General features: G+C 71.0%; 23 protein-coding genes. 3 read left to right on the top strand and 20 right to left on the bottom strand.

Annotation, left to right across the window (positions count from 1 at the left end):
* Positions 1–5 precede the first annotated feature (5 nt).
* From NBH00_RS09990 to radA, 7 genes are all read right to left on the bottom strand, one after another.
* A complete protein-coding gene (locus NBH00_RS09990) occupies positions 6–1,628 on the bottom strand; it encodes a Na+/H+ antiporter (RefSeq protein WP_254573194.1) in 1,623 nt (540 codons plus the stop codon).
* 26 nt (positions 1,629–1,654) lie between these two features.
* Positions 1,655–2,149, bottom strand: a complete 495-nt coding sequence (gene ispF, locus NBH00_RS09985; protein ID WP_254573193.1) for a 2-C-methyl-D-erythritol 2,4-cyclodiphosphate synthase — start codon at positions 2,147–2,149, stop codon at positions 1,655–1,657.
* 10 nt (positions 2,150–2,159) lie between these two features.
* A complete protein-coding gene (locus NBH00_RS09980) occupies positions 2,160–2,987 on the bottom strand; it encodes a histidinol-phosphatase HisJ family protein (protein ID WP_254573192.1) in 828 nt (275 codons plus the stop codon).
* Positions 2,988–2,997: 10 nt separating this feature from the next.
* Entirely contained in the window at positions 2,998–3,675 is a 678-nt protein-coding gene (gene ispD, locus NBH00_RS09975) for a 2-C-methyl-D-erythritol 4-phosphate cytidylyltransferase (protein WP_254573191.1), read from the bottom strand.
* An 81-nt stretch (positions 3,676–3,756) separates the two neighbouring features.
* Positions 3,757–4,332, bottom strand: coding sequence for a CarD family transcriptional regulator (locus tag NBH00_RS09970; RefSeq protein ID WP_254573190.1), 576 nt, complete (start codon positions 4,330–4,332; stop codon positions 3,757–3,759).
* 92 nt (positions 4,333–4,424) lie between these two features.
* A complete protein-coding gene (gene disA, locus NBH00_RS09965) occupies positions 4,425–5,537 on the bottom strand; it encodes a DNA integrity scanning diadenylate cyclase DisA (RefSeq protein ID WP_254573189.1) in 1,113 nt (370 codons plus the stop codon).
* 91 nt (positions 5,538–5,628) lie between these two features.
* Positions 5,629–7,038: a DNA repair protein RadA gene (gene radA / locus NBH00_RS09960; RefSeq protein ID WP_254573188.1), complete on the bottom strand. Its 1,410-nt coding sequence runs from the start codon at positions 7,036–7,038 to the stop codon at positions 5,629–5,631.
* On the opposite strand from radA, the gene NBH00_RS09955 reads away from it, so the two are divergent.
* The gene (locus NBH00_RS09955) at positions 7,013–7,618 is read left to right on the top strand and encodes a GNAT family N-acetyltransferase (RefSeq protein ID WP_254573187.1); all 606 of its coding nucleotides are present in this window, start codon (positions 7,013–7,015) and stop codon (positions 7,616–7,618) included. The two genes, radA and NBH00_RS09955, sit on opposite strands and share 26 nt — an antisense overlap.
* Before the next feature lie 263 nt (positions 7,619–7,881).
* Here NBH00_RS09955 and NBH00_RS09950 read toward each other — a convergent pair whose 3' ends face one another.
* The 3 genes from NBH00_RS09950 to NBH00_RS09940 form a co-directional block, all read right to left on the bottom strand.
* A complete protein-coding gene (locus NBH00_RS09950; RefSeq protein WP_254573186.1) occupies positions 7,882–8,103 on the bottom strand; it encodes a CDGSH iron-sulfur domain-containing protein in 222 nt (73 codons plus the stop codon).
* A gap of 2 nt (positions 8,104–8,105) precedes the next feature.
* Complete coding sequence (locus NBH00_RS09945; protein ID WP_254573185.1) at positions 8,106–8,498, bottom strand: cyclic nucleotide-binding domain-containing protein; 393 nt, start codon at positions 8,496–8,498, stop codon at positions 8,106–8,108.
* Between the two features lie 168 nt (positions 8,499–8,666).
* Positions 8,667–11,267, bottom strand: coding sequence for an ATP-dependent Clp protease ATP-binding subunit (locus NBH00_RS09940; protein WP_254573184.1), 2,601 nt, complete (start codon positions 11,265–11,267; stop codon positions 8,667–8,669).
* A 366-nt stretch (positions 11,268–11,633) separates the two neighbouring features.
* Between NBH00_RS09940 and NBH00_RS09935 the strand changes: the two genes are divergently transcribed.
* A complete protein-coding gene (locus tag NBH00_RS09935; protein ID WP_254573183.1) occupies positions 11,634–11,801 on the top strand; it encodes a hypothetical protein in 168 nt (55 codons plus the stop codon).
* A gap of 10 nt (positions 11,802–11,811) precedes the next feature.
* On the opposite strand, the gene lysS is transcribed toward NBH00_RS09935, so the two are convergent.
* The 5 genes from lysS to NBH00_RS09910 all read right to left on the bottom strand — a co-directional run bounded on the left by lysS (position 11,812) and on the right by NBH00_RS09910 (position 16,533).
* A complete protein-coding gene (gene lysS / locus NBH00_RS09930) occupies positions 11,812–13,296 on the bottom strand; it encodes a lysine--tRNA ligase (RefSeq protein ID WP_254573182.1) in 1,485 nt (494 codons plus the stop codon).
* A gap of 10 nt (positions 13,297–13,306) precedes the next feature.
* Positions 13,307–13,783 (bottom strand): transcription elongation factor GreA, encoded by a 477-nt coding sequence (gene greA, locus NBH00_RS09925; protein WP_254573181.1) that lies wholly within the window; start codon positions 13,781–13,783, stop codon positions 13,307–13,309.
* A 143-nt stretch (positions 13,784–13,926) separates the two neighbouring features.
* Entirely contained in the window at positions 13,927–14,952 is a 1,026-nt protein-coding gene (locus tag NBH00_RS09920) for a tRNA dihydrouridine synthase (protein ID WP_254573180.1), read from the bottom strand.
* Positions 14,953–14,995: 43 nt separating this feature from the next.
* A complete protein-coding gene (locus NBH00_RS09915; protein ID WP_254573179.1) occupies positions 14,996–15,760 on the bottom strand; it encodes a type III pantothenate kinase in 765 nt (254 codons plus the stop codon).
* A gap of 11 nt (positions 15,761–15,771) precedes the next feature.
* Positions 15,772–16,533, bottom strand: coding sequence for a CARDB domain-containing protein (locus NBH00_RS09910; protein ID WP_254573178.1), 762 nt, complete (start codon positions 16,531–16,533; stop codon positions 15,772–15,774).
* A gap of 81 nt (positions 16,534–16,614) precedes the next feature.
* Between NBH00_RS09910 and NBH00_RS09905 the strand changes: the two genes are divergently transcribed.
* Positions 16,615–17,091 carry a hypothetical protein gene (locus tag NBH00_RS09905; protein ID WP_254573177.1) on the top strand — a complete coding sequence of 159 codons (477 nt, stop codon included), beginning with the start codon at positions 16,615–16,617 and terminating at the stop codon, positions 17,089–17,091.
* Here NBH00_RS09905 and NBH00_RS09900 read toward each other — a convergent pair.
* From NBH00_RS09900 to NBH00_RS09880, 5 genes are all read right to left on the bottom strand, one after another.
* Complete coding sequence (locus NBH00_RS09900; protein WP_254573176.1) at positions 17,088–17,498, bottom strand: VOC family protein; 411 nt, start codon at positions 17,496–17,498, stop codon at positions 17,088–17,090. The two genes, NBH00_RS09905 and NBH00_RS09900, sit on opposite strands and share 4 nt — an antisense overlap.
* 67 nt (positions 17,499–17,565) lie before the next feature.
* Complete coding sequence (locus NBH00_RS09895) at positions 17,566–19,308, bottom strand: electron transfer flavoprotein-ubiquinone oxidoreductase (protein WP_254573175.1); 1,743 nt, start codon at positions 19,306–19,308, stop codon at positions 17,566–17,568.
* 5 nt (positions 19,309–19,313) lie between these two features.
* A complete protein-coding gene (locus NBH00_RS09890; protein WP_254573174.1) occupies positions 19,314–20,294 on the bottom strand; it encodes an electron transfer flavoprotein subunit alpha/FixB family protein in 981 nt (326 codons plus the stop codon).
* 17 nt (positions 20,295–20,311) lie between these two features.
* Positions 20,312–21,103, bottom strand: coding sequence for an electron transfer flavoprotein subunit beta/FixA family protein (locus tag NBH00_RS09885; RefSeq protein WP_254572893.1), 792 nt, complete (start codon positions 21,101–21,103; stop codon positions 20,312–20,314).
* A gap of 182 nt (positions 21,104–21,285) precedes the next feature.
* Positions 21,286–21,705: a cobalamin B12-binding domain-containing protein gene (locus NBH00_RS09880; protein WP_254573173.1), complete on the bottom strand. Its 420-nt coding sequence runs from the start codon at positions 21,703–21,705 to the stop codon at positions 21,286–21,288.
* Between the last annotated feature and the right edge of the window lie 116 nt (positions 21,706–21,821).

The raw sequence follows: 21,821 nt of genomic DNA, 5'->3' as shown, positions 1-21,821 counted from the left end.
GCGGCCTACGTGATCTCCAGCCGGGCGTCCTCGAGGTCGAGGTCGCGCTCGATCCGGCGCATCTCCTCGTCGTTGATGAAGCCCTGGTTGCGCAGCCGGATGATCTCGCCACGCTCGGCGTTGAGGACCTCGCGGCGCAGCCGCTGGTAGGCGAGCGAGCCGACCTCCATGTCCCCGTCGTCCTTGTCGTCGAAGTGCGCGCTGAACCGGCGCACGCGGTACTCGTAGACCGCGCGCATCCTCCGGGCGGTGTCCTCGCGCACCCACTCCTCGTCGACGAGCTCCTCGATCCGGCGAATCGCCGCGTCCGCCGCCCGCAGCCGCGCCTTGCTCTCGCGCAGCCGGTGCGCCTCCGCGTCGTCCTCCGCGTTGAGCGCCCGGATGAGCGGCCCGAGGGTCAGGCCCTGCCCGACGACCGTCACGAGGATCGTGACGTAGACGAGGAAGATGATGAGGTCGCGGCCGGGGAACGACGCCCCCGAGTCGGTCGTGGCCGGGAGCGCCAGCGCGGCGGCGAGCGAGACGGCGCCGCGCATGCCCGTGAAGGCGACGAGCACCGTGTGGCCGACGTCGGGCGCCGGCGACGCCTCGCGCACGCGGGTGCTGAGGATGCGGGGCAGGTACGTCGTCGGGATGACCCACAGGAAGCGGACGAGGATGACCGTGGCCGCGATGAGCGTGCCGTAGGCGACGAGGCGGCCGTCGGAGGTCTGCTCGCGCGCGGCGTCGACGACGTGCGGCAGCTCGAGGCCGACGAGGACGAACAGCGCGGCGTTGAGGACGAAGACGAGGATCTCCCAGAACGCGAACGCCTGGATCCGCGTCGCCGGGGTGATGAGCTCCGGCGAGCGCCAGCCGAGCCAGATGCCCGCCACGACCGCGGAGAGGACGGCGCTGACGCCGAGCGCCTCGGCGGGGAGGTAGGCGAAGTACGGCGTCAGGAGCGAGATCGTGATCTCGGTCGGCGGGTCGTCGATCGCGCGCCGCAGCGGGACGATGAGCGCGCCGGCCGCGATGCCGATCGCCACGCCGGCGGCGGCGTTCACGGCGAACGACCCCACCGCGTCGAGCGCCGAGAAGCTCCCGGTGAGGACGGCGGCGATCCCGAAGCGGTAGGCGATGAGCGCGGACGCGTCGTTGACGAGGCTCTCGCCCTCGACGACCGTGATGAAGCGGCGGGGCGCCCCGAGGCGCCCGGCGATCGCGGTCGCCGCGACCGGGTCGGTCGGCGAGAGGATCGCGCCGAGGGTGAACGCCGCCGCCCAGGTGAGCCCGCCGATCGCCGCGTGCGCGACCACCCCGACGACGAACGTCGTCGTGATGACGAGCCCGACGGCGAGCATCGAGATCGGGCGCAGGTTGTCCTTCAGGTCCCGCAGCGAGCTGAAGAACGCCGCGGAGTACAGCAGCGGCGGCAGAAAGATGACGAGGACGAGGTTCGGGTCGAGGACCGTGTCCGGCGACCCGGGGAGGAAGCCGAGCAGCCCGCCCCCGACGACGAGGATGATCGGGTAGGGCAGGGTCGAGCGCTGGGCGAGGACGAGGAACGCCGCCACCGCGACGAGCACGCCGAGGAGCACGAGGTCGAGCGTGTGGGCCTCGGACGTGGCGAGCGTCAGCACGGACACGCCCACAGGCTATTGGCGGCGCGGCGTCAGGCGACGCGGACGACCGTCACCGTGGCCAGGGCGGCGACGCCCTCCTCGCGGCCGACGAAGCCGATGCCCTCGCCGGTCGAGGCCTTGATGTTGACCTCGTCCTCCGCGACGCCCAGGGCGGCCGCGAGCTTCCCGCGCATCTCGGCGCGGGCGCCGGCGAGCTTCGGGCGCTCCATGACGACGGTCGTGTCGGCGAAGACGGGCCGCCACCCGGCCTCCGTGACCCGCTCGACGCAGAGGCGCAGGAGCGCGAGCGAGTCGGCGCCCGCGTAGGCGCCGTCGCCGTCGGGGAAGTGCTGCCCGATGTCCCCGAGGCCGGCGGCGCCGAGCAGCGCGTCCATGACAGCGTGGGTGAGGACGTCGGCGTCCGAGTGCCCGTCGAGGCCGAGGCCGTCGGGGTGCGTGAAGGAGACCCCGGCGAGGATGAGGTCGCGGCCGGCCGTCAGCCGGTGCGAGTCCCAGCCGATGCCGGTGCGGGTGTCGGTGCTCATCGGGATGCTCCTAGCCCAGCGGTTCCATGATCCGCTGCCGCCGGTCGAAGGTCACGAGCTCGGTGACCCCGAGGTCCGCGAGGTAGAGCAGCGCGTCCTGGTAGCCGTAGCCGAGATGCTCGGGCGTGTGGGCGTCCGAACTCAGGGAGATCGACGCGCCCGCCTCGATGCACATCTCGAGGAACCCCGGCGCCGGGTAGATCTCCTCGACGGGCTTGCGCAGCCCGGCGGTCGAGACCTCGATGACGACCCCCGAGGCCGCGATGCCCTCCATCGCGAGCTCGTAGTAGTTGCGCAGGTCGTCCTCCGGGAACGGCCGCGTGCGCCCCCAGTGCTTCACGAGGTCCGGGTGGGCGAGAACGTCGAAGAGGCCGCTCATCGCCGCCTCGCCGAGCCACGTGAAGTACGTCGCCCACACCTGCTCGGGCGAGTGGCTCGTGTCCCAGATGTCGTAGCGCTCCATGTCCAGGGCGTAGTCGCCGAGGAAGTGGATCGAGCCGATGACGTAGTCCCAGTCGCGGGCGTCGAGGAGGTCGGCCATCCGGTCCTCGGTCCCGGGGATGAAGTCGGCCTCGATGCCGAGCCGCAGGTCGGTCTCCTCGCGGACGAACGCGCAGTAGGCGTCGATGTCGTCCTTGCCGCTGCCCCGCCAGAGGTCGTGCTGCCAGACGTCGAGGGCCTGGCTGAAGCGGTAGATGTGCTCGCTGACGCCGAGCTCGGTGATCCCGCGCTCCTCGGCGGCGGCGCGGTAGCGGGCGGCGTTCTCGGGCGTGAAGAAGTCGGCGGCGTCGCTCCCGGGCCCGTCCGGCCGCAGGTGCACGTGGTAGTCGGTCAGCATGCGCGCCGGATTATCCCGGTCCGGCCGCGCCGGCGGCGGGCCGGGCCCGATCGGCGAGCACGAGCTCGGCGAGCCGGAGGTCCTCCGGCGTCGTGACCTTGAAGTTGTCGCGCGGGCACGGGACGACGCGCACGCGGCCCCCGCCCGCCTCGATGAGCGACGCGTCGTCGGTCGCGGCGGCGAGGACGGCGTCGTCCTGGGCCATGACCCCGGCGAGGGCCGCGGTCCAGAAGACCTGGGGCGTCTGGACCGCCCACAGCCGTGAGCGGTCGAGCGTGCGGACGACGTCGTGGCCGTCGGCCTCCTTCAGCGTGTCGGTCACGGCGGCGGCCGCGATGACCGCGTCGACCTCCGCCGTCAGCGCCGCCAGGCAGTCCTCGACGATCTGCGCGGTGACGAGCGGGCGGGCCGCGTCGTGGACGAGGACGACCGCCGGGTCCCCCGCCGCGCCGAGCGCCGCGCGGACCGAGTGCGACCGCTCGGCGCCGCCGCTCACCCCGATGCAGCCGGCCGGCGCCTCGTACCCCGCGGGGAGCGCGACGACGATCCGCTCGACCCCCGCCGCCCGGAAGGCGTCGACCGACCACTCGAGCATCGGACGCCCCCCACAACGGACGAAAGCCTTGGGTCCGTCGGACCCAAGGCGCTCGCCTCGGCCGGCGGCGACGATCAGCGCAACCGGCCCCATCACATCTCCCTCAGCCGCGATGTCCGGAGCCGCCAGGCGAGGATCTCGCACACGGCATCCGAGGCGCAGCCGAGGATGCCGCTAGGCCTTGGCGGCCGTCGCGGCGACCTGCGCGCCCGCGGACTCCGCGAGGAGGTCGTCGAGGTACGCCTCCGCCTCGTCCTCGGACTTGTCGAGCGCGTACATCAGCTCGGACGCGAGGATCTTCTTCGCCCGGGTGTACATCTGCTTCTCACCCGTCGACAGGCCCTTGTCGTGCTCGCGGATCGCGAGGTTGCGGACGACCTCGGCGAGCTCGTGGATGACGCCCGTCTTGATCTTGTCGCGGTTGTGCTTGAAGCGACGGTTCCAGTTCTTCGGCATCTCCGAGAGCTCGTCCTGGAGGACCGCGAGGACCTCCTGGATCGTCTTCTCGTCGATGATGTGGCGGAGCCCGGCGATGCCCGCGTTCTCACACGGGACCATGACGGTCATGTCGTTGTGAAGGATCTTGATCGTGAGGTACTCGCGCTCCTCGCCGAACATCTTCTTGACTTCCTTCTTGAGCACCTTCCCTGCGCCGTGATGCGGATAGACGACGTGGTCGCCGATCTCGAAGTCGATGTTGACGATCGTCGGGAACTCGATGTCCTCTTCGGCGATCTGGTCTTCGGTCATCTCAGGAATGGTGTGCTCCTTGGTCAGCCGCCCGCGTCAATGCGGAGCGGTGGTGCGGTGGTGCATCGGCGGCGTCGGGGGCCGCTCGGGTACTACGTCTGCAGGTACCGGTCCACGAGGTTGATCTCCTGAAGCCGGCGAAGGCCCTCGCGGATGTCCTTCGCACGGATCTCCCCCACCCCTTCGACCGTCTCCAGCTCGGCGTCGGTGGCGGCGAGCATCTCGTCCAGCCCGCCGAACTCCTTGACGATCTGCTGGACGACGAGCTTGGGGAGGCGGGGGATGCGGCCCAGGATCCGGTACCCACGGGGGGACACCGGGTAGTCCAGGGTGTTGAGCTTGCGGTCGTACCCCATGAGCTCGGCCAGGCGGCCGAAGTCCAGGAGGTCCTGGTGTGGCAGGCGACCGAGCTGGTCGAGCGCGGAGGCGAACGCCTCGTCGCTGTCCTCGGCCAGGTAGTCGTGCACGAGCGCGGCCTTGTCGGCGGCGGTGCCGACCATCGTCTCCTCGAGCTGCATCTCGATGAGCCGGCCCTCGCGGCCGAGCTCGACGATGTAGCGCTCGATCTCGACGGCCATGCGCGTCACGAGCTCGGAGCGCTGGAGGACCGTCAGGACGTCGTGCAGAGTCGCCCCGCCCTCGAACTCCAGCGCCGTCAGACGGGTGGAGACCTGATCGAGGCGGGTGCGGTACTTGTCGAGGGTCGCGAGCGCCTGGTTGGCCTTCGCGAGCACGACGGGGATGTCCTCGAGGATGTACTTCCCGCCGTCGACGTAGAGGCTGACGACCTCCCGCCGCTGCGAGATCGCGATGACGAGCGCGTCGGTCTGCTTCGAGACGCGCTCGGCCGTGCGGTGGCGCGTGCCGGTCTCCAGCGTGAGGATCGTCGGGTCCGGCATGAGCTGGACGTTCGCGATGACGATCTTCGTCGCGTTGGCGTTCAGCGCGATCGCGCCGTCCATCTTCGCGACCTGGTAGAGCGTCGCCGGGGTGTAGTCGATGTCGAGCTTCATGCCGCCCGAGAAGAGGAAGCTGAGCTCCTCCGGGTCGCCGACCATGATGAGGCCGCCGGTGTGGGCGTGCAGGATGTCGTCGATCCCCTCACGCAGTGCCGTTCCGGGGGCCACCATCTCGAGCGCCTTCACGAGCCGGGGCTCCTGACGTGTCTCGAGCTCTGTGAGCTCATCCCCGGATCGCTGCGCCATCTGGCACCCATTCTACCAGGGTTTACCGGGATTCTTGATGTCGTCTTTAGCCGGGGGCGACCGTTCGCGAGGGCACGGATGGACCCTGATGTCAAATGTCGCTTACCAGCGCTGACGCCGTGTCACGCCCCGAACCGCCCGCGGCGGGCAGGACGCTCCGCAGGGCCGCGCGCAGCGTCGGGGTGTGCTCCGGCGACACGGGGGACCGCAGGCCGAACTTGCGCGCCTCGTCCAGGCGGCGGTCCGAGTGCGCGACCGTGCGCAGCTCGCCGGTGAGCCCGACCTCCCCGAAGCACGCCACCGGGAGCTTGCCCCCGGCGTCCCCGAGGGCGATGCCCCGCTGGGCGCTCGCGACGGCCAGCGCGATCGCGAGGTCGGCGCCGGGCTCGTCGACGCGGACGCCGCCGACGACGTTCACGAAGACGTCCGCGGTCCCCACCCCCACCCCGGCGTGTCGCCCGAGGACGGCGAGGACGAGGGCCAGCCGGTTGCGATCGATGCCGTTGACGACCCGCCGCGGCGGGACGAGCTCGCTCGGGGAGACGAGCGCCTGGACCTCGACGAGCAGCGGGCGGGAGCCCTCCATCGCGGCGAGGACGACGCTGCCGGGCTTGCGGGTCGCCTCGGAGACGAAGCGGGCGCTCGCGTCGAGGACCTCGACGAGCCCGCCCGAGCGCATCTCGAAGACGCCCGCCTCGTTCGTGGAGCCGAACCGGTTCTTCAGCGCGCGGAGGGTGCGGTACGTCCGCTCGCGCTCCCCCTCGAACTGCAGGACGCAGTCGACGAGGTGCTCGAGCACCCGCGGCCCGGCGAGGGAGCCCTCCTTCGTCACGTGGCCGACGAGGATGACGGCGGTCCCGCTCGGCTTCGCGACCTGCATGATCCGGCTCGCGACCTCACGGACCTGCCCGACCGACCCCGGCGCGCCGGTGAGTTCGGCGGCGTGCAGCGTCTGCACCGAGTCGATGACGACGACGTCGGGGCTCTCGGCCTCGATCGTCGCGAGGACGGTGCCGAGGTCGGTCTCGGCGAGCACCGGGACGTCGAGCGCGGCGCAGTGCGGCGTCAGCAGCCGCTCGTGACGCAGGCGGATCTGCTGGGCCGACTCCTCGCCGGAGACGTAGAGGACGCTGCGGCCCGCGGCCGCGAGGTTGCCGAGGGCCATACCCGTGAGCGTCGACTTGCCGATGCCCGGTGAGCCGCCCAGCAGGACGAGCGAGCCGGCGACGAGGCCGCCGCCGAGGACGCGGTCGACCTCCTGGATGCCGGTCCGCAGACGCGGGGCGCGGGCGGTGTCGACGTCCTTCAGCCGGGTCACGGTGGCGGCACGGGCGCCGCCGGAGCCGCGCAGGCGGGTCGCCGCGCCCGCCCGCCCGGCAGCGGGCGCCGCCGCCTCCTCCACCATCGTGTTCCACTCGCCGCAGCCGGGGCACTGACCCATCCAGCGGGGCTCGCTCTGGCCGCAGGTGGAGCACGTGTGGATCGTCGTCGGGCGCGCCATGGGCTCACTGACAGTAGGTCCCGGGGCGGACCGACTCGCCCCCCTCGCGGTCCTCGCAGCTACCATCGCCGCCATCTCCGAACCCGCTCCCACGATCCGCCTGGCCACCCGCGACGACCTCGAGGCGATCGTCGGCCTCTACAACGCGACGATCCCCGGCCGGACCGCGACCGCGCAGCTGGAGCCCGTGACGGTCGAGGAGCGCGAGCCGTGGTTCCACGCGAGCACCCCCGATCGCCGGCCGCTCTGGGTCGCCGAGAACGCCGCCGGGGAGATCGTCGCCTGGGTGGGCCTGAGCGACTTCCATCCCCGGGCGGCCTACCACGTGACCGCGCAGATCAGCATCTACCTGCGCGACGACGTGCGCGGGCAGGGGCTCGGCGGACGCCTGCTCGACCACGCGATCGCCGAGTCACCGGGCGTCGGCGTGAGCGCCCTCATCGGCCTCGTCTTCGCCCACAACGCCGCAAGCCTCGCGCTCTTCGCGAGCCGCGGCTTCGAGCGCTGGGGCCACATGCCGCGCGTCGCCGACATGGACGGGGTCCCGCGGGACCTCGTGTACGTCGGGCGTCACGTCTGATCGGCCCTGACGTGCGGCCACGCCGGGCAGGGCCGGCCGCGCCGCGACCCGCGAAGCCCGCCACGCCGGCGGCGCGGGGGTGGTTCAGAGGCCCGGGCTGACGACGGCCGCGAGCAGCCCCGCGAGCACGCAGAGAACCACGAGCCAGGCGATGGTGGTGCCGTTCTGAGCCTGCATCACTCCCCCTAACGTGAGGCGCGCGGACGAGTTGCGCGTTCGGGACGCTCTTCTGACATCGACCGTGCCCTCCTGCCCATGCGCGCCTACGCCCGCTCCCGGCTGACGAACCCGCCCTCGCGGTGGCTGCGGTCGCAGAACGGCTTCTCGCGGCTCAGGCCGCAGCGGCAGAGGACGAACGGGCCCTCGGGGAGGTCCCAGGCGTTCCCGTCCACGTCGACGACGCGGACGGGCCCGCTGACCTTGTACGGCCCGTCGTCGCGGACCTTGATGACCGCGACGCCGTCCGCGGACTCGCCCGTGGACACCCTCAGGCGTGCGCGCGGCGCTGCTCGATGAGCGCCTTGAGCTCGTCGACGACGCGCGGGGACTGCTTGGCCAGGCGCTTGACGTCCCAGCGGTCCATCGTCACGAGGACCATCGGCGAGGTCGCCGTCACGGTCGCGGTGCGCTGGGCCTTCTCGAGCACGCCCATCTCGCCGATGATGTCGCCCGCCTTGAGGTCGGCGAGGTGCTCGCCGCCGCGCTCGACCTTCGCCGTGCCCTCCTCGATCGCCAGGATGTCGTACGAGTAGTCGCCCTCGCGGACGAGCTCCTTGCCGGCCGGCACGGAGACCTCGGACGCGAGCGCAGCGATGAGGTTCAGGCCGTCCTCGCCGAGGTCGGCGAAGACGGAGATGTTCTTGAGGCGGTTTGCGTCCACAGGTTCTTCCTTCCAGGGTGTTGCGCGATCTTCCCCGAAATCGTGACCGGGAAGCAAGACATCCGGCGTGGGCTTGCTCACACTGCCCACGAACGACCGCGGGCGGCCCTGAGGCCGCCCGCTGACCGGACGTGCTGCGGACGCCCGCACGAGGCGGGCGCCGCGGTGCTACGCGGACTCCTCCGCCGCGGCGGGCGGGGTCTCGGGCGGCTCGATGGCCGGCGTCTCCGCCGCGGCCTCGGCTCCGGCACCGACGGCGGCGGGGACCTTCGGCTGGATCACGGACAGCGCCACCGGCGGGTCAGCGCCCTCCGGGGCCCGCTCGACGAGGACGGTGCCACCGGGCGTGAGCTCGGAGCGCAGGACGAAGTCCGCGAGCGGATCCTCGATGTAGCGCTGGATCGCGCGACGGAGGGGACGGGCGCCCATGGCGGGGTCCCAGCCCTTCTCTACGAGCAGGTCCTTGGCGTCCTCGGTCAGCTCGAGCTGCAGCTCGCGGTCCGCCAGCGACTGGCGGATGCGGGTGAGCAGGAGCTCGACGATCGTCTTGATCTCCTCCTTCTGCAGCTTGTGGAAGACCAGCACGTCGTCGATGCGGTTGAGGAACTCGGGCCGGAAGACCTTCTTGAGCTCGCCCATGACGCGGCCCTTCATGTCGTCGTACGTCATGCCCGCGTCCTCGTCGCCGACGGAGAAGCCGAGCGGGGTGTTCCGCGCGATCTCCGAGGCACCGATGTTCGAGGTCATGATCACGATGGCATGCCGGAAGTCCACCGTGCGGCCCTGGGAGTCGGTCAGGCGACCGTCCTCCAGGATCTGCAGGAGGATGTTGAAGACGTCCGGGTGGGCCTTCTCGATCTCGTCGAGGAGGAGCACGCAGTACGGCTTGCGGCGCACGGCCTCGGTGAGCTGACCGCCCTCGTCGTACCCGATGTAGCCGGGGGGCGAGCCGACGAGCCGGGACACGGCGTGCTTCTCCATGTACTCCGACATGTCGATGCGGATCATCGACTCCTCGTCGCCGAAGAGGAACTCGGCGAGCGTGCGGGCGAGCTCGGTCTTGCCGACGCCCGACGGCCCGAGGAAGACGAAGGAGCCGGTCGGCCGCTTCGGGTCCTTCAGGCCGGCGCGGGAGCGGCGGATCGCCTTCGAGATGACCTCGACGGCGGCGTGCTGCCCGATGACGCGCTTGTGGAGCTCGTCCTCCATGCGCATGAGCTTCGCCGTCTCCGCCTCGGTGAGCTTGAAGACCGGGATCCCCGTCCACATCGAGACGATGTCGGCGATCTCCTCCTCGCCGATCTTCGGGCGCTCCTGGCCCTCGGCCTCGCCGGCCTCCCAGGCCTCCTCGAGCTCGCGCTTCTTGTTCGTCAGGCGCCGCTCCGTGTCACGGAGGTTGGCGGCCTTCTCGAACTCCTGCGCCTCGATCGACGCCTCCTTCTCGCGGCGCGTCTTCTCGATGTCCTCCTCGAGCTCCCGGTAGACGGGCGGGGACGTCATGGACTTGATGCGCATGCGGGACGCGGCCTCGTCGATGAGGTCGATGGCCTTGTCCGGGAGCTGGCGGTCGGCGATGTAGCGGTCGGCGAGCTCCGACGCGGCCAGGAGGGCCTCGTCGGTGATCTCGACCTTGTGGTGCTGCTCGTACCGGTCGCGCAGGCCCTCCAGGATCTGGACGGTCTCCTCGACGGACGGCTGCTCCACGCGGATCTGCTGGAAGCGGCGCTCCAGCGCGCTGTCGCGCTCGAGGTACTTGCGGTACTCGTCGAGCGTCGTCGCGCCGATCGTCTGCAGCTCGCCGCGCGCGAGCGCGGGCTTCAGGATCGAGGCGGCGTCGATCGCGCCCTCGGCGGCGCCCGCGCCGACGAGGTTGTGGATCTCGTCGATGAACAGGATGATGTCGCCGCGCTGGGTGATCTCCTTCATCACCTTCTTCAGGCGCTCCTCGAACTCACCGCGGTACTTCGAGCCCGCGACGAGGGCCGCGAGGTCGAGCGTGTAGATCTGCTTGTTCTTCAGCAGCTCCGGCACGTCCGAGTTCGTGATGCGCTGGGCGAGGCCCTCGACGACGGCGGTCTTGCCGACGCCGGGCTCGCCGATGAGCACCGGGTTGTTCTTCGTGCGGCGCGAGAGGATCTGCATGATCCGCTCGATCTCGGTCTCCCGGCCGACGACGGGGTCGAGCTTGCCGTCGGAGGCGAGCTTCGTGAGGTTGCGGCCGAACTGGTCGAGCAGCTTGGAGGACTTCTTGCCCTCCCCCTGCGCGCCCGCGCCGGCACCGGCGCCCGCGGCGCCCGCGCCGGAACCCGAGCCGGAGCCCTGGCGGCGGCCGCCGGGGCCCGAGAGCATCCGGATGACCTCGTTGCGGATCTTCTCCGAGTCGGCGTCGAAGTCGAGCAGGATGCGGGCGGCGACGCCCTCGTTCTCCCGCACGAGCCCGAGCAGGATGTGCTCGGTGCCGATGTAGTTGTGGCCGAGGCTGAGCGCTTCGCGCAGGGCGAGCTCCAGGACCTTCTTCGCCCGCGGCGTGAAGGGAATCTGGCCGGAAGTGACCTCCTCGCCCGAGCCCACGATCCGCACCACCTGCGCGCGGACGCGCTCGACGGTGATGTCCAGGCTCTCGAGCACACGCGCGGCGAGACCCTCCTCCTCGCGCAACAGGCCGAGCAGGATGTGCTCGGTCCCGATGTAGTTGTGCTTGAGCGTCCGCGCCTCCTCCTGCGCGAGAACAACGACCTGACGGGCCCGTTCAGTGAATCGCTCGAACATGCTGCATGTCCTTCCTGCTGGTCCGCGGCGGCGTCCAGCGTGGGTAGTGCCTGTTCTCTATCTCCCAGGAAATCAGGGAACGGCGAGGTCCCCGGGCACCCATGTATTCGGCCACCGGGGCCGAAAAGATGAGAGACCGGGGGCGGTCGACGTCCATAGGTCACTCTACCAACGGGCGCTGTCGCCGCGGGCGTGCCCCCTGCACAAAACGCCCGAGTCTGCGGCCTCCATGCGGTCGAGCGGCTACGCGCCAGCGCCAACGTGCCAGAGACGCCGCGTCCGGGCCGGAGGGAGGAGCACCTCGCCGCCGCCTAGGATGGCGGCGATGGCCCCCTCGGAGCTGCCCGCGCTCGTGCGCCCGTCGTCGTGAAGGCCGCCGCGATCGTCCTCTGCCTCCTCGCGGTCCTGGCGATGAGCGTCGCGATCCGCGACATGGTGCTCGACCGCGACGACGCCCCGCGCGGCTGGGCGCTGCGCGCGTTCGCGGTGGCGGCGTTCCTGCTCGCGGTGATCCTCAACGCGGCGGCGCGCTGAGGCGCGCGGGTCAGTCCCGCATCGCGGGGAAGAGCACGACCTCGCGGATCGAGCGGGTGCCCGTCATGAGCATCACGAGGCGGTCGATGCCGAGGCCGAGGCCGCCCGTCGGGGGCATCCCCTGCTCCAGCGCCTGGACGAAGACCTCGTCGTAGGGCTGGGCCTCCTCGTCGCCCGCCTCGGAGAAGCGGACCTGGGCCTCGAAGCGCTCGCGCTGGACGTCCGGGTCGTTGAGCTCGGTGAAGGCGTTGGCGATCTCCATGCCCGCGGCGAAGGCCTCGAAGCGCTCGGTGAGGCCGGGCTTGGAGCGGTGCGCCTTCGCGAACGGCGAGATCGCGACCGGGTAGTCCATGACGATCGTCGGCTGCTCCAGGTTCGGCTCGACGAACTTCGAGAGCAGGTCGTCGACGAGCTGCGGCCAGGTGAGCTCGTCCATGCCCTTCAGCTCGTGGCCGGCGGCGCGCACCGCGACCGCGAGGTCGGCGCCCTCGGGGTGGGCCATGATGTCGACCCCGGTCGCCTCCTGGATCGCCTCGACGAACGAGACGCGGCGCCACGGCGGGCCGAAGTCCAGGTCGCCCTCGTAGCCGACGGCGACGCTCACGGCGTGGACGATCGACTCCAGGCGGCCGGCGGCGTCCTCGTAGTCGGCGTACGCCTCGTACCACTCGAGCATCGTGAACTCGGGGTTGTGCTTGAACGACACGCCCTCGTTGCGGAAGTCCTTGCCGAGCTCGTAGACGCGCTCGAGGCCGCCGACGACGAGCCGCTTGAGGTAGAGCTCGGTGGCGATCCGCAGGTAGAAGTCGCGGTCCAGCGCGTTGTGGTGCGTCGTGAACGGCCGGGCCATCGCACCGCCGTAGAGCGGCTGGAGGATCGGCGTCTCGACCTCGACGAAGCCGGCGTCGTCGAGCTGGCGGCGAACCGTCGAGATGACCTTCGCGCGCGTCATGAAGAGCGCGCGGGTGTCCGCGTTGCCGATGAGGTCGAGCTCGCGGCGGCGGAAGCGCTGCTCGACGTCCTGCAGGCCGTGGTGCTTGTCCGGTGGCGGGCGCAGCGACTTCGCGAGGACGGTGACGGCCTCGACGCGGAGCGACAGCTCGCCGCGGCGGGACATGAAGACGACGCCGTCGATCCCGACGAGGTCCCCGAGGTCGAGGTCGAGCAGGCGGTCCATGACCTCCTCCCCGAGGACGTCGCGACGGGCCTGCAGCTGCAGGCGCCCCGAGCGGTCGTCGAGGTCGAGGAAGGCCATCTTCCCCTGCCCGCGGCGCGCGTGCAGGCGCCCGGCGATGCGGTAGCGCGCCTCGGTCTCGGCGCCCGCCTCGAGGCCGGCGTGCGCGGCCCGCACCTCCCCGATCGGGGTCACGCCGGGGAAGGCGTGCGGGAAGGGGTCGATCCCGTCGGCCCGGAGCCGGTCGAGCTTCCCCCGGCGGACGGCGAGCAGCTCGTGCTCGGGGACGGCCTCGCCGGCCGTGCCGGTGTCGTCGCTCATGGCGACGGCGTCAGAGACCGAGGTCGATCTTGGTGATCTTCAGCGACCGCGTCTTGCCGGTCGGCAGCACGACGGTCACCTCGTCGCCCTTCTTCTTGCCCATGAGCGCCTTGCCGATCGGCGACTCGTTCGAGAGCTTCTCCGGCGGCTTGGACTCGGCCGAGCCGACGATGGTGAACTTCTGGGCCTTGCCGTCGTCGAACTTCACCGACACGGTGACGCCGACGCCGACGACGTCGGTGGACACGTCGTCCGCGGAGATGACGCGGGCCGAGCGGATCTGCTCCTCGATCTGGAGGATGCGCGTCTCGAGCATGGCCTGCTCGTTCTTCGCGTCGTCGTACTCGGAGTTCTCGGAGATGTCCCCGAACTCGCGTGCTTCCTTGATGCGCTCGGCGACCTCGCGGCGCTTGGCGGTCGACAGCTCCTCGAGCTCTGCTTTGAGGCCCTCGAGGCCCTCGAGGGTGAGGATGACGTCCTTCGGCATGATCTGATCCCAGTGTTGGGTTGCCCGGGTCACATGACGAAAAACCCGCCTCTGGCGGCGGGATCTCAGGCGACCGGGTGGTGAGCGACGGCGCAGTATAGCGCTGGCGCAGACCGCGTCCACCCGGTCCTCGGCGCCGCTCCTCAGGCGGCGGCGGGGATCGCGCGCAGCGGCGCGATCGCGGCGCGGGCGCCCGCGACGTCCGTCGTCTGCTGCAGCGCCGCCTGGAGCGCCTTCGCCTCCGCGGGCGGCAGCCCGAGGCGGTCGACGTACCACGGGTAGCACTTGCGCAGCCAGCGGCCCGCGCGCTCCTCGCCGAGGTGCTCGACGCAGCGGTCGATCGTCCACTCGAGCTCGTCGAGGATCTCGGTGGTCGACGGTCCCGCGTCGGCCGGGCGCAGGCCGAGGACCTGCTCGAAGAGCCACGGGTTGCCCATGCTGCCGCGGGCGAGCATGACCGCGGTCGCCCCGGTGTGCTCGTAGGCGCGCCGGACGTCCTCGGCGGTGTGCAGCCCCCCGGTGAGGATCACCGGGGCGCCGAGCGACTGCACGAGCCGCGCGGCGAGGTCGTAGTCGGGCGTCCCCTTGTGGTGGACGGCGGCGCTGCGCGGATGGAAGGTGATGGCGGCGACGCCGGCCTCGTCGACGAGCCGGTGCGCGAGCGCGTAGCCGTCGGTCTCCCCCGGCTTCGTCCCCGAGCGGAGCTTCACGGTCACCGGGAGGCCGCTGCCCTCGTGGGCGGCGCGCGCGACGGCGACCGCGGTGTCCGGGTCCTTCAGCATCGCGGCGCCCGCGCCCGTCTTGCAGACCTTCGGCACCGGGCAGCCCATGTTCAGGTCGATGACGTCAACGCCCTCGACGTGCGCGGCGACGAACGCGGCGGCGCTGCGCATGACGTCGGGGTCCTGCCCGAAGAGCTGCAGCGCGGTCGGGCCCCCGGGACCGGCCGTCGCCTCGTCCGGGTGGACGCGCAGGAGCTCCTGGTGGGTCTTCTCGTTGCCGTAGTGGACCGCGAAGCTCGAGACCATCTCGCTCACGGCCATGCCGGCGCCGTGGCGCTTGGCCTGCAGGCGCACGAACCACGTGCCGATGCCGGCCAGCGGCGCGAGCATCACCCGGTTGGGGACGTCGAGGCCGGCGAGCTTCCAGGGGTCGGTGAGGGACGGCATGCCCCCCAATGGTACGAGAGGCGGCTGGATCGACGCAGTCGGTCTAGCGGTTGCGCTCGTGGATGAGCTTCAGGCCCTTGAGGGTCAGGAGGTTGTCGAGGTGGTCGATCGTCTCCGAGTGCGGGACGATGAGCCGCGCGAGGCCGCCGGTGGCGATGACGTCGCACTCCTCCTCGAGCTCCTCCTGCAGGCGGCGCACGAGCCCGTCGGCCTGGGCGGCGTAGCCGTAGACGATGCCGGACCGGATCGCCTCGACCGTCGACTTGCCGATCGCGTGGCGCGGGGCGACGAGATCGATCTTCGGGAGCTTCGCGCCGCGCTCGGTGAGGGCGTCGAGCGAGACCTCCACCCCGGGCGTGATGACGCCGCCGAGGTACTCGCCCTTCGCGGACACGACGTCGTACGTGACGGCGGTCCCGAAGTCGACGGAGATGCACGGGCCGCCGAGCTGCTCGTAGGCGGCGACCGCGTTGACGAGGCGGTCGGCGCCGAGCTCACGCGGGTTGTCCATCCGGATCGGCATGCCGGTCTTCAGCGACGGGCCGACGGCGAGCATCTCGTGCATGAGGTAGCGGCGGCCCATCTCGACCCACTCGGGCTCGAGCGACGGCACCGTCGACGAGACGATCGAGCCGGTCAGGTCGGCGAGGCCGACGCCGCGCAGCTCGAGTAGGTTGCGCAGCGCCGCGCCGAGCTCGTCCGCCGTGGAGGTGCGGATCGAGGCGAAGCGCCAGTGCTCGACGAGCTCCTCTCCCTGGTAGGTGCCGAAGTGCGTCTGGGTGTTGCCGACGTCGACGACCAGGAGCATGGCCCGCCAGTCTACGTCGGGCAGGCCGTCCGCCCCGAGTTGTCCCCCTCGGCCACCTCGTCGACGGCCTGGCCCGCGTCGGCGGTGGCGACGACGTCGGAGCCGGGGACGCACCGCGGTGCGGTGAAGGTGAGGGTGCTCGAGCCCCCGGCGCCGAGGCCGGTGAGCGTCTGGGTCCCGGCGGTCGCCCCGCCGAGCGTGAGGCTCGTCGTGAACGGGGCGAGCACGGCGCTGCGGCCGGCGTTCGCGACGGTGACGGAGTAGACGGCGGTGCCGTCGGGGCGTCCCGGACCGACGAGCAGGCGGGTGACGCGCAGGTCGGGGCGCAGGTCGGGCTCGTGGCAGGACGCGCTCGTCCGGCGCGCGGTCTTCACGACCCTGCCGCGGGCGTCGAGCCAGCGGAAGCGCACCTCGACCCGGTAGGCGGACGGCGCGGTGAGCCGCTCGACCCGCTTGTCGTAGACGAAGCCCGCGACCCCGCGGTCGGACCGGTTCCACGTGCTGAAGCCGGGGACCTTCAGGCGCGTGTAGGGCCCGGTGTCCCCCGGGCGCTCGTAGAGCTCGAACCGCATCGCCATCGAGACGGCCTTCTCGACGACCGGCATCGAGCCCGTGAAGTCGACGCTGCGGTCGCCGGCGAGGACGCCCGTCGTGCACTGCGTCAGCGTCGCGGCGAGGGCGGGGCGGGCCGGTGGCGCGGACGCCTGGGCGTGGGCGGCGGCGGGCAGGGAGACGGCACCGGCGGCCAGCACGAGCGCCGCGGCACGGCCCACGCGCCGGGATGGGGGCGACGACGGCATACACCCCCATCAACCCTCCCGGCGGCCGAGGGTTGCGGGCTACATTGGGAGGCGATGGACGACGGGTCAGAGCAGACGCCGGCCGAGCGGTGGGTCGCCCGGTCCCTCATCGACGAGTCCGGGGTGGGCAAGCCCCTCCCGAGGCGCTCGATGCAGCGCGAGCGGAGCGTCGCCTCCTACCTCCGCGGCGAGTTCATGCCGCGCTACATGCAGCGCGCCGCGCAGATCGAGCGGCTGACGGAGGAGCACGCCCTGCGCCTGCGCCTCGCCTACGACGCCCTCTGCGAGACCTACCGCGAGGACGGCCCGGACCTCGACCTCGCCCGGTGGACGCTCGTCGCCGAGTGGGACTTCGACGAGGTCAACACGCTCATCCGCCAGCACAACGCCTGGTACCCGATCGAGCGCGACCTCCCGATGAACCCCCGCACCGGCGACTACGTCCTCGTGAACGGGCACGACTACCGCAAGGCCGAGCTCGACGCGGCGTGGGCGGCGCGGGTGGGGCGCGAGGAGGACGAGCGGGCCTAGGCCGCCGCGCGCGGCATGCGCGGGGCGTAGCGCGAGTGCAGCATGAGGACGTTGCCGTCGGGGTCCTTGAAGTTCGCCATGTGGCAGACGCCGGAGTCCATGGTGTCAGCGAAGAAGGTCACGCCGCGCTCCTCGAGCGCGGCACGGGCGGCGGCGACGTCCTCGACGTGGAGGGCGAGGGGGTTGCCGCTCGGCGCGAACGTCATGCCGATGCGCGCGGCGTCGACGAGGGCGAGCGTCAGGTTGCCCGTCTCGAACTCGGCGCCGACCGGGTCGGACTCGCGCCACAGCGCCGAGCACTCGAGACCCAGCACGTCGCCGTAGAAGGCGCGGGCGGCGTCGAGGTCCTCGGTCATGAGCGTGACGAAGTCGACGCCGGTGACGGTGAACGGGGCGGCGGCGGGCATGCGCCCGATCCTACGAGACGGGGCGCCCGTTCCCAGGCGCCCCGTCGGCGAAGGGCTCAGCTGTCGGCTACGTCAGCTGGTAGAGCGGTCCATCCCCACCCTCGGGGGTCGTCAGGCGACCGCCCTTGGCGGTGATGGCGCCGCACTGCACGCAGTTCGTGTAGTTGACGATCACGTCGACGGGCCCCGTCTCGGGCGCATCCTCCGGGATCTCGTACACGCCGGCGGGGCACATCCAGCGCCACGTCTCCGCGATCTCCCGCGGGACGCGCTTCTGCACGCGGATGTGGTTCGGCGCGTCGTCGCGCGTCGAGTTGCCGGTGATGAAGACGGACGACAGCTTGTCGAACGTGTACTTGTTGTCCGGCTTCGGGTACCGCTTGGACGTCTTGCCGATGAACATCGGCTTCTGGTCCTGCTTGTGCCAGGACCAGCGACCGCCGGGCAGCTTGCCCTTGGTGATGATGTTCAGGTTGACCATCGGGCCGCCGAGGAGGAAGCCCTTCTGGAACGGCTGACGGGTGTTGCGCTCCTGGTAGAGCTCCTTGCCGACGGTCGAGTCCTCGATCGCCTGCTCGTAGGACTCCAGGGACGACTCGCCGTTCTTCAGCGACGCGTAGATCGCCTCGGCCGCGAGGATGCCCGACTTGATGCAGTGGTGGACGCCCTTGAGCGCCACCGTGTCGACCATGCCGCCCGCGTCACCGACGATGAGCGCGCCCGGCATCGTGAGCTTCGGCATCGACCAGTAGCCGCCGCCCGGAAGGGCCTTGGCGCCCCAGCCGACGCGCTCGCCGCCGTCGAGGATCTCCCGGACGAGCGGGTGGAGCTTGAACGTCTGCAGGAGGTCGTGGACGCTCGTCGTGGCGTCCGCGTACTCGAGGTCGACGACGAAGCCGATCGACACCATGTCGTCGCCGGTCTTCTCGTCCTTCATCGGGTAGATCCACGAGCCGCCGATCTGGCCGTACTTCGCCGAGATCGAGACGGGCCACGGGCCGATCGTGTGGATGAGGCGGTCCAGCGGCTTCTTGACCTTCCAGACCTCCTTGACCCCGAGCTCCCAGGTCTGCGGCTCGCGCCCCTCGCCCAGGTCGAACTCGCGGATCGCGGCGCCGGTCAGGTGGCCCCAGCAGCCCTCGGCGAGGACGGTGACGGCGGCCTTGATGTCGGCGCCGGGCTCGAAGTTGCCGAGCTCCTGCCCCTCCTTGCCGCGGCCCTTGTCACCGGAGCGGACGCCGACGACGCTGCCGTCCTCGACGACGAGCTGCGTCGCCGAGGTCTCGGTGAGGATGTACGCCCCCGCCTCCTCGGCCACGCGCGCCTGGTAGCGCGCGAGCGCCGCGACGGACATGACCTCGTTGCCGTGGTTCTTGAACGGCGGCGGCGGCGGGATCCGGATCTTCATCTTGGACGTCGGCGTCAGGTAGACGGCCTCCTTCTTGACCTCGCCGAAGGCGAAGCCCTCCTTGCGCCAGTCCTCCCGGGTCATGTCCGGGAAGAGCTCGAGCAGCGGCTCGGGACGGACGACCGCGCCGGACAGGTTGTGCCCGCCACAGGTCTTCGCCTTCTCGATCACCGCGACGGGGACCTCCCCGAGACGCTCCATCGTCTCGGGGTCGTCCGCAAGGAGCTGCAGGAGCCGGTTCGCGCAGGCGAGACCGGCCGTGCCGCCACCGACGATGGCGACGCCGACCTCGATGATCTCGTCCTCCCCGTCGAGCCCGTGCTTGACGAACTCCTGCTGGGTCTCGACGGGGGGCGGGTACGCCGCCGGAGCCGTCGAGGCCTTGCCGTTGGTGGCGGCCATCGTGCTCAGCTGCCCTTCTTGGCCTTGATGGCCTCGGTGAGCTTGGGCAGGATCTTGTTCAGGTCCCCGACGATGCCGAGGTCCGAGAACTCGAAGATCGGAGCGTTCGCGTCCTTGTTGATCGCGACGATGTTCTCCGAGGACTGCATGCCGACCTTGTGCTGGATCGCGCCGGAGATGCCCGCGGCGAGGTACAGCTTCGGGGCGACGGTCTTGCCCGTCTGGCCGATCTGACCCGCGTACGGGTACCAGCCGGCGTCGACGACCGCGCGGGTCGCGGCGACGGCGGAGCTGCCACCGAACGCGGCGGCGAGGTCGGTGCAGAGCTCGAAGCCCTCCGCCTTGCCGAGACCACGGCCACCGGCGACGAGGATGTTCGCACCCTCGATGTCGACGTCCGCGCCGCGCTGCTCGCCACGGGTGACGATCGTCGCCTGGGCGGACTGCGGGCTCGCCTCGTAGGAGATGGCCTCGACCGGGGCCGCGCCGGCGCCGCCCTTGACGATCTCGAACGCGTTCAGGCGGCCGATGATGATGCCGACCTCGGAGCGGTACTTGATCTCCGAGATCGAGGAGTCGCCGAGGATCGGGCGCTCGGCGACGAGCTCGCCGCCCTCGGCCCGGACCGTGGTGATCTCCATCGCGACGCCGGCGCCGAGGCGCGCGGCGAGGCCGGCGCCGACCTCGAAGCCGAGGAGGCCGCCGCCGAAGAGGGCGTACTTGTAGCCGCCGCTGCCGATGGCCGCGGCCATCGCGTCGACGACCGGCTGACCGAGGCCGTCGGGGCCCTCGGCGGTGAGGACCTTGGCGGCCCCGTACTCGCCGAGCGACGCGGCGAGGTCCTGCGGGATGTTCTCGCCGACGAGGATCGCGTGCGCCTCGCCACCGAGCTCCTTGGCGAGCTTCGCACCCTCGGACACGGCGCCGAGGGAGTTCTTGTTGATCGCGCCGTCGTAGTGCAGCGCGTAGACCAGGATGTTCGACATGGTGTGAATGTCCCTTTCTAGAGGAGCTTGCGCTCGTCGAGCCAGGCCACGATCTTCTCGACGGTCTCGGCGGTGTCCTCGTCCTCGATGATGAGGCCGGCGGCCTTCTGCGGCGGAGCCTTGGCGGACGTCCACTGCGCGTTGGAGTTGTCGCCACCGACCTTGGAGGCGTCGATCTCCACGTCGCCGGTCCCGACGGTGTCGAGCGGCTTCTTCTTCGCGCCCATGATCGCCTTCAGCGACGGGTAGCGCGGCTCGTTGATCGCGTCGCCGACCGAGATGACGGCCGGAGTCTGGATCTTGACGGTGTCGTAGCCGTACTCGGCCTGACGCTCGCACGTCAGCTCGCTGCCGGCCAGGTCGAGCTTGATGACCTGGGTGAGCGACGGCATCGACAGGTGCTCGGCCACGACGGCACCGATCGTGTAGCACTCGCCGTCGTCGGACTGCTGGCCGAGGAGGACGAGGTCGGGGTTCTCGCGCTTGAGCGTCTGCGCGAGGGCGTAGCCGGTGGCGGCGACGTCGGAGCCCGCGAGGGCGTCGTCGCTCAGGTGCACCGAGCGGTCGGCCCCGAGGGACACGGCCTTGTGCAGCGCGCGGACCGCGGAGCTCGGACCCATCGTCACGGCGACGATCTCCTCGACCTCGACGGCTCCACCCTCCTTGATCTGCATGGCCGCCTCGATGGCGTGGGTGTCGTACGGGTTCAGATTCTTCTCCCCGCCGCGGTCCATACGACCGGTGGACGGGTCGATGCGCTTCTGCACCGCCGCGTCGGGGACCTCTTTAACGAGGACACAGATCTTCACTTCAGGCCTCCTGTATTGGTTTCCTGTGCCCGCCTTGCGACGGGCGGAGCGACCCAGTTCCCCGTGGGAACTTCAAGATGGGCCGCGGAGTGTACCGGCCTTGTTGACTGACGAGTCAATCGGGGCACGGTGACGTTGATGGAGCTGGTGGTTCCGATGCTGGGAGCTCGAGCGAAGGGCGCCTACTCGCGCTCCTTCACCGCTCCCTGGATGAAGTCGATGATCGCCTGCGTCGGCGCGCCCGGGGTGAACACCTCGGCGACCCCGAGCTTCTTCAGCTCCGGGATGTCATCCGCCGGAATCGTCCCCCCGACCGTCACCAGCACATCGGTCACCCCCTGCGCCGCCAGCAGGTCCACGACCTTCGGCACGAGCGTCATATGCGCCCCCGAGAGGATCGACAACCCCACCGCATCCGCATCCTCCTGGATGACCGTCTCCACGATCTGCTCCGGCGTCTGATGCAACCCCGTATAGATGACCTCCATCCCGGCATCACGGAGCGCACGGGCGATGATCTTCGCCCCACGATCATGCCCATCCAACCCGGGCTTGGCGACGACGACGCGGATCTTGCGATTGACGGCGGAGGCGGCTGACATAGCGCGCGGGATCATAGTTCGGGAGGGCCTGCGGAGGACTTGCGGTCGGACCCCGGGGCCGGCCGCCGCCGGTGACGCGCGCGCGAGGCCCCCGTGAGCAGCGCTCGGGCGGGTCC

The sequence above is a fragment of the Paraconexibacter antarcticus genome, from assembly GCF_024220175.1.
In the GTDB taxonomy this organism is placed as follows: domain Bacteria; phylum Actinomycetota; class Thermoleophilia; order Solirubrobacterales; family Solirubrobacteraceae; genus Paraconexibacter; species Paraconexibacter antarcticus.
Note: the sequence above shows the minus strand (reverse complement) of the source record. Positions and strands in the feature narration are given on the sequence as shown.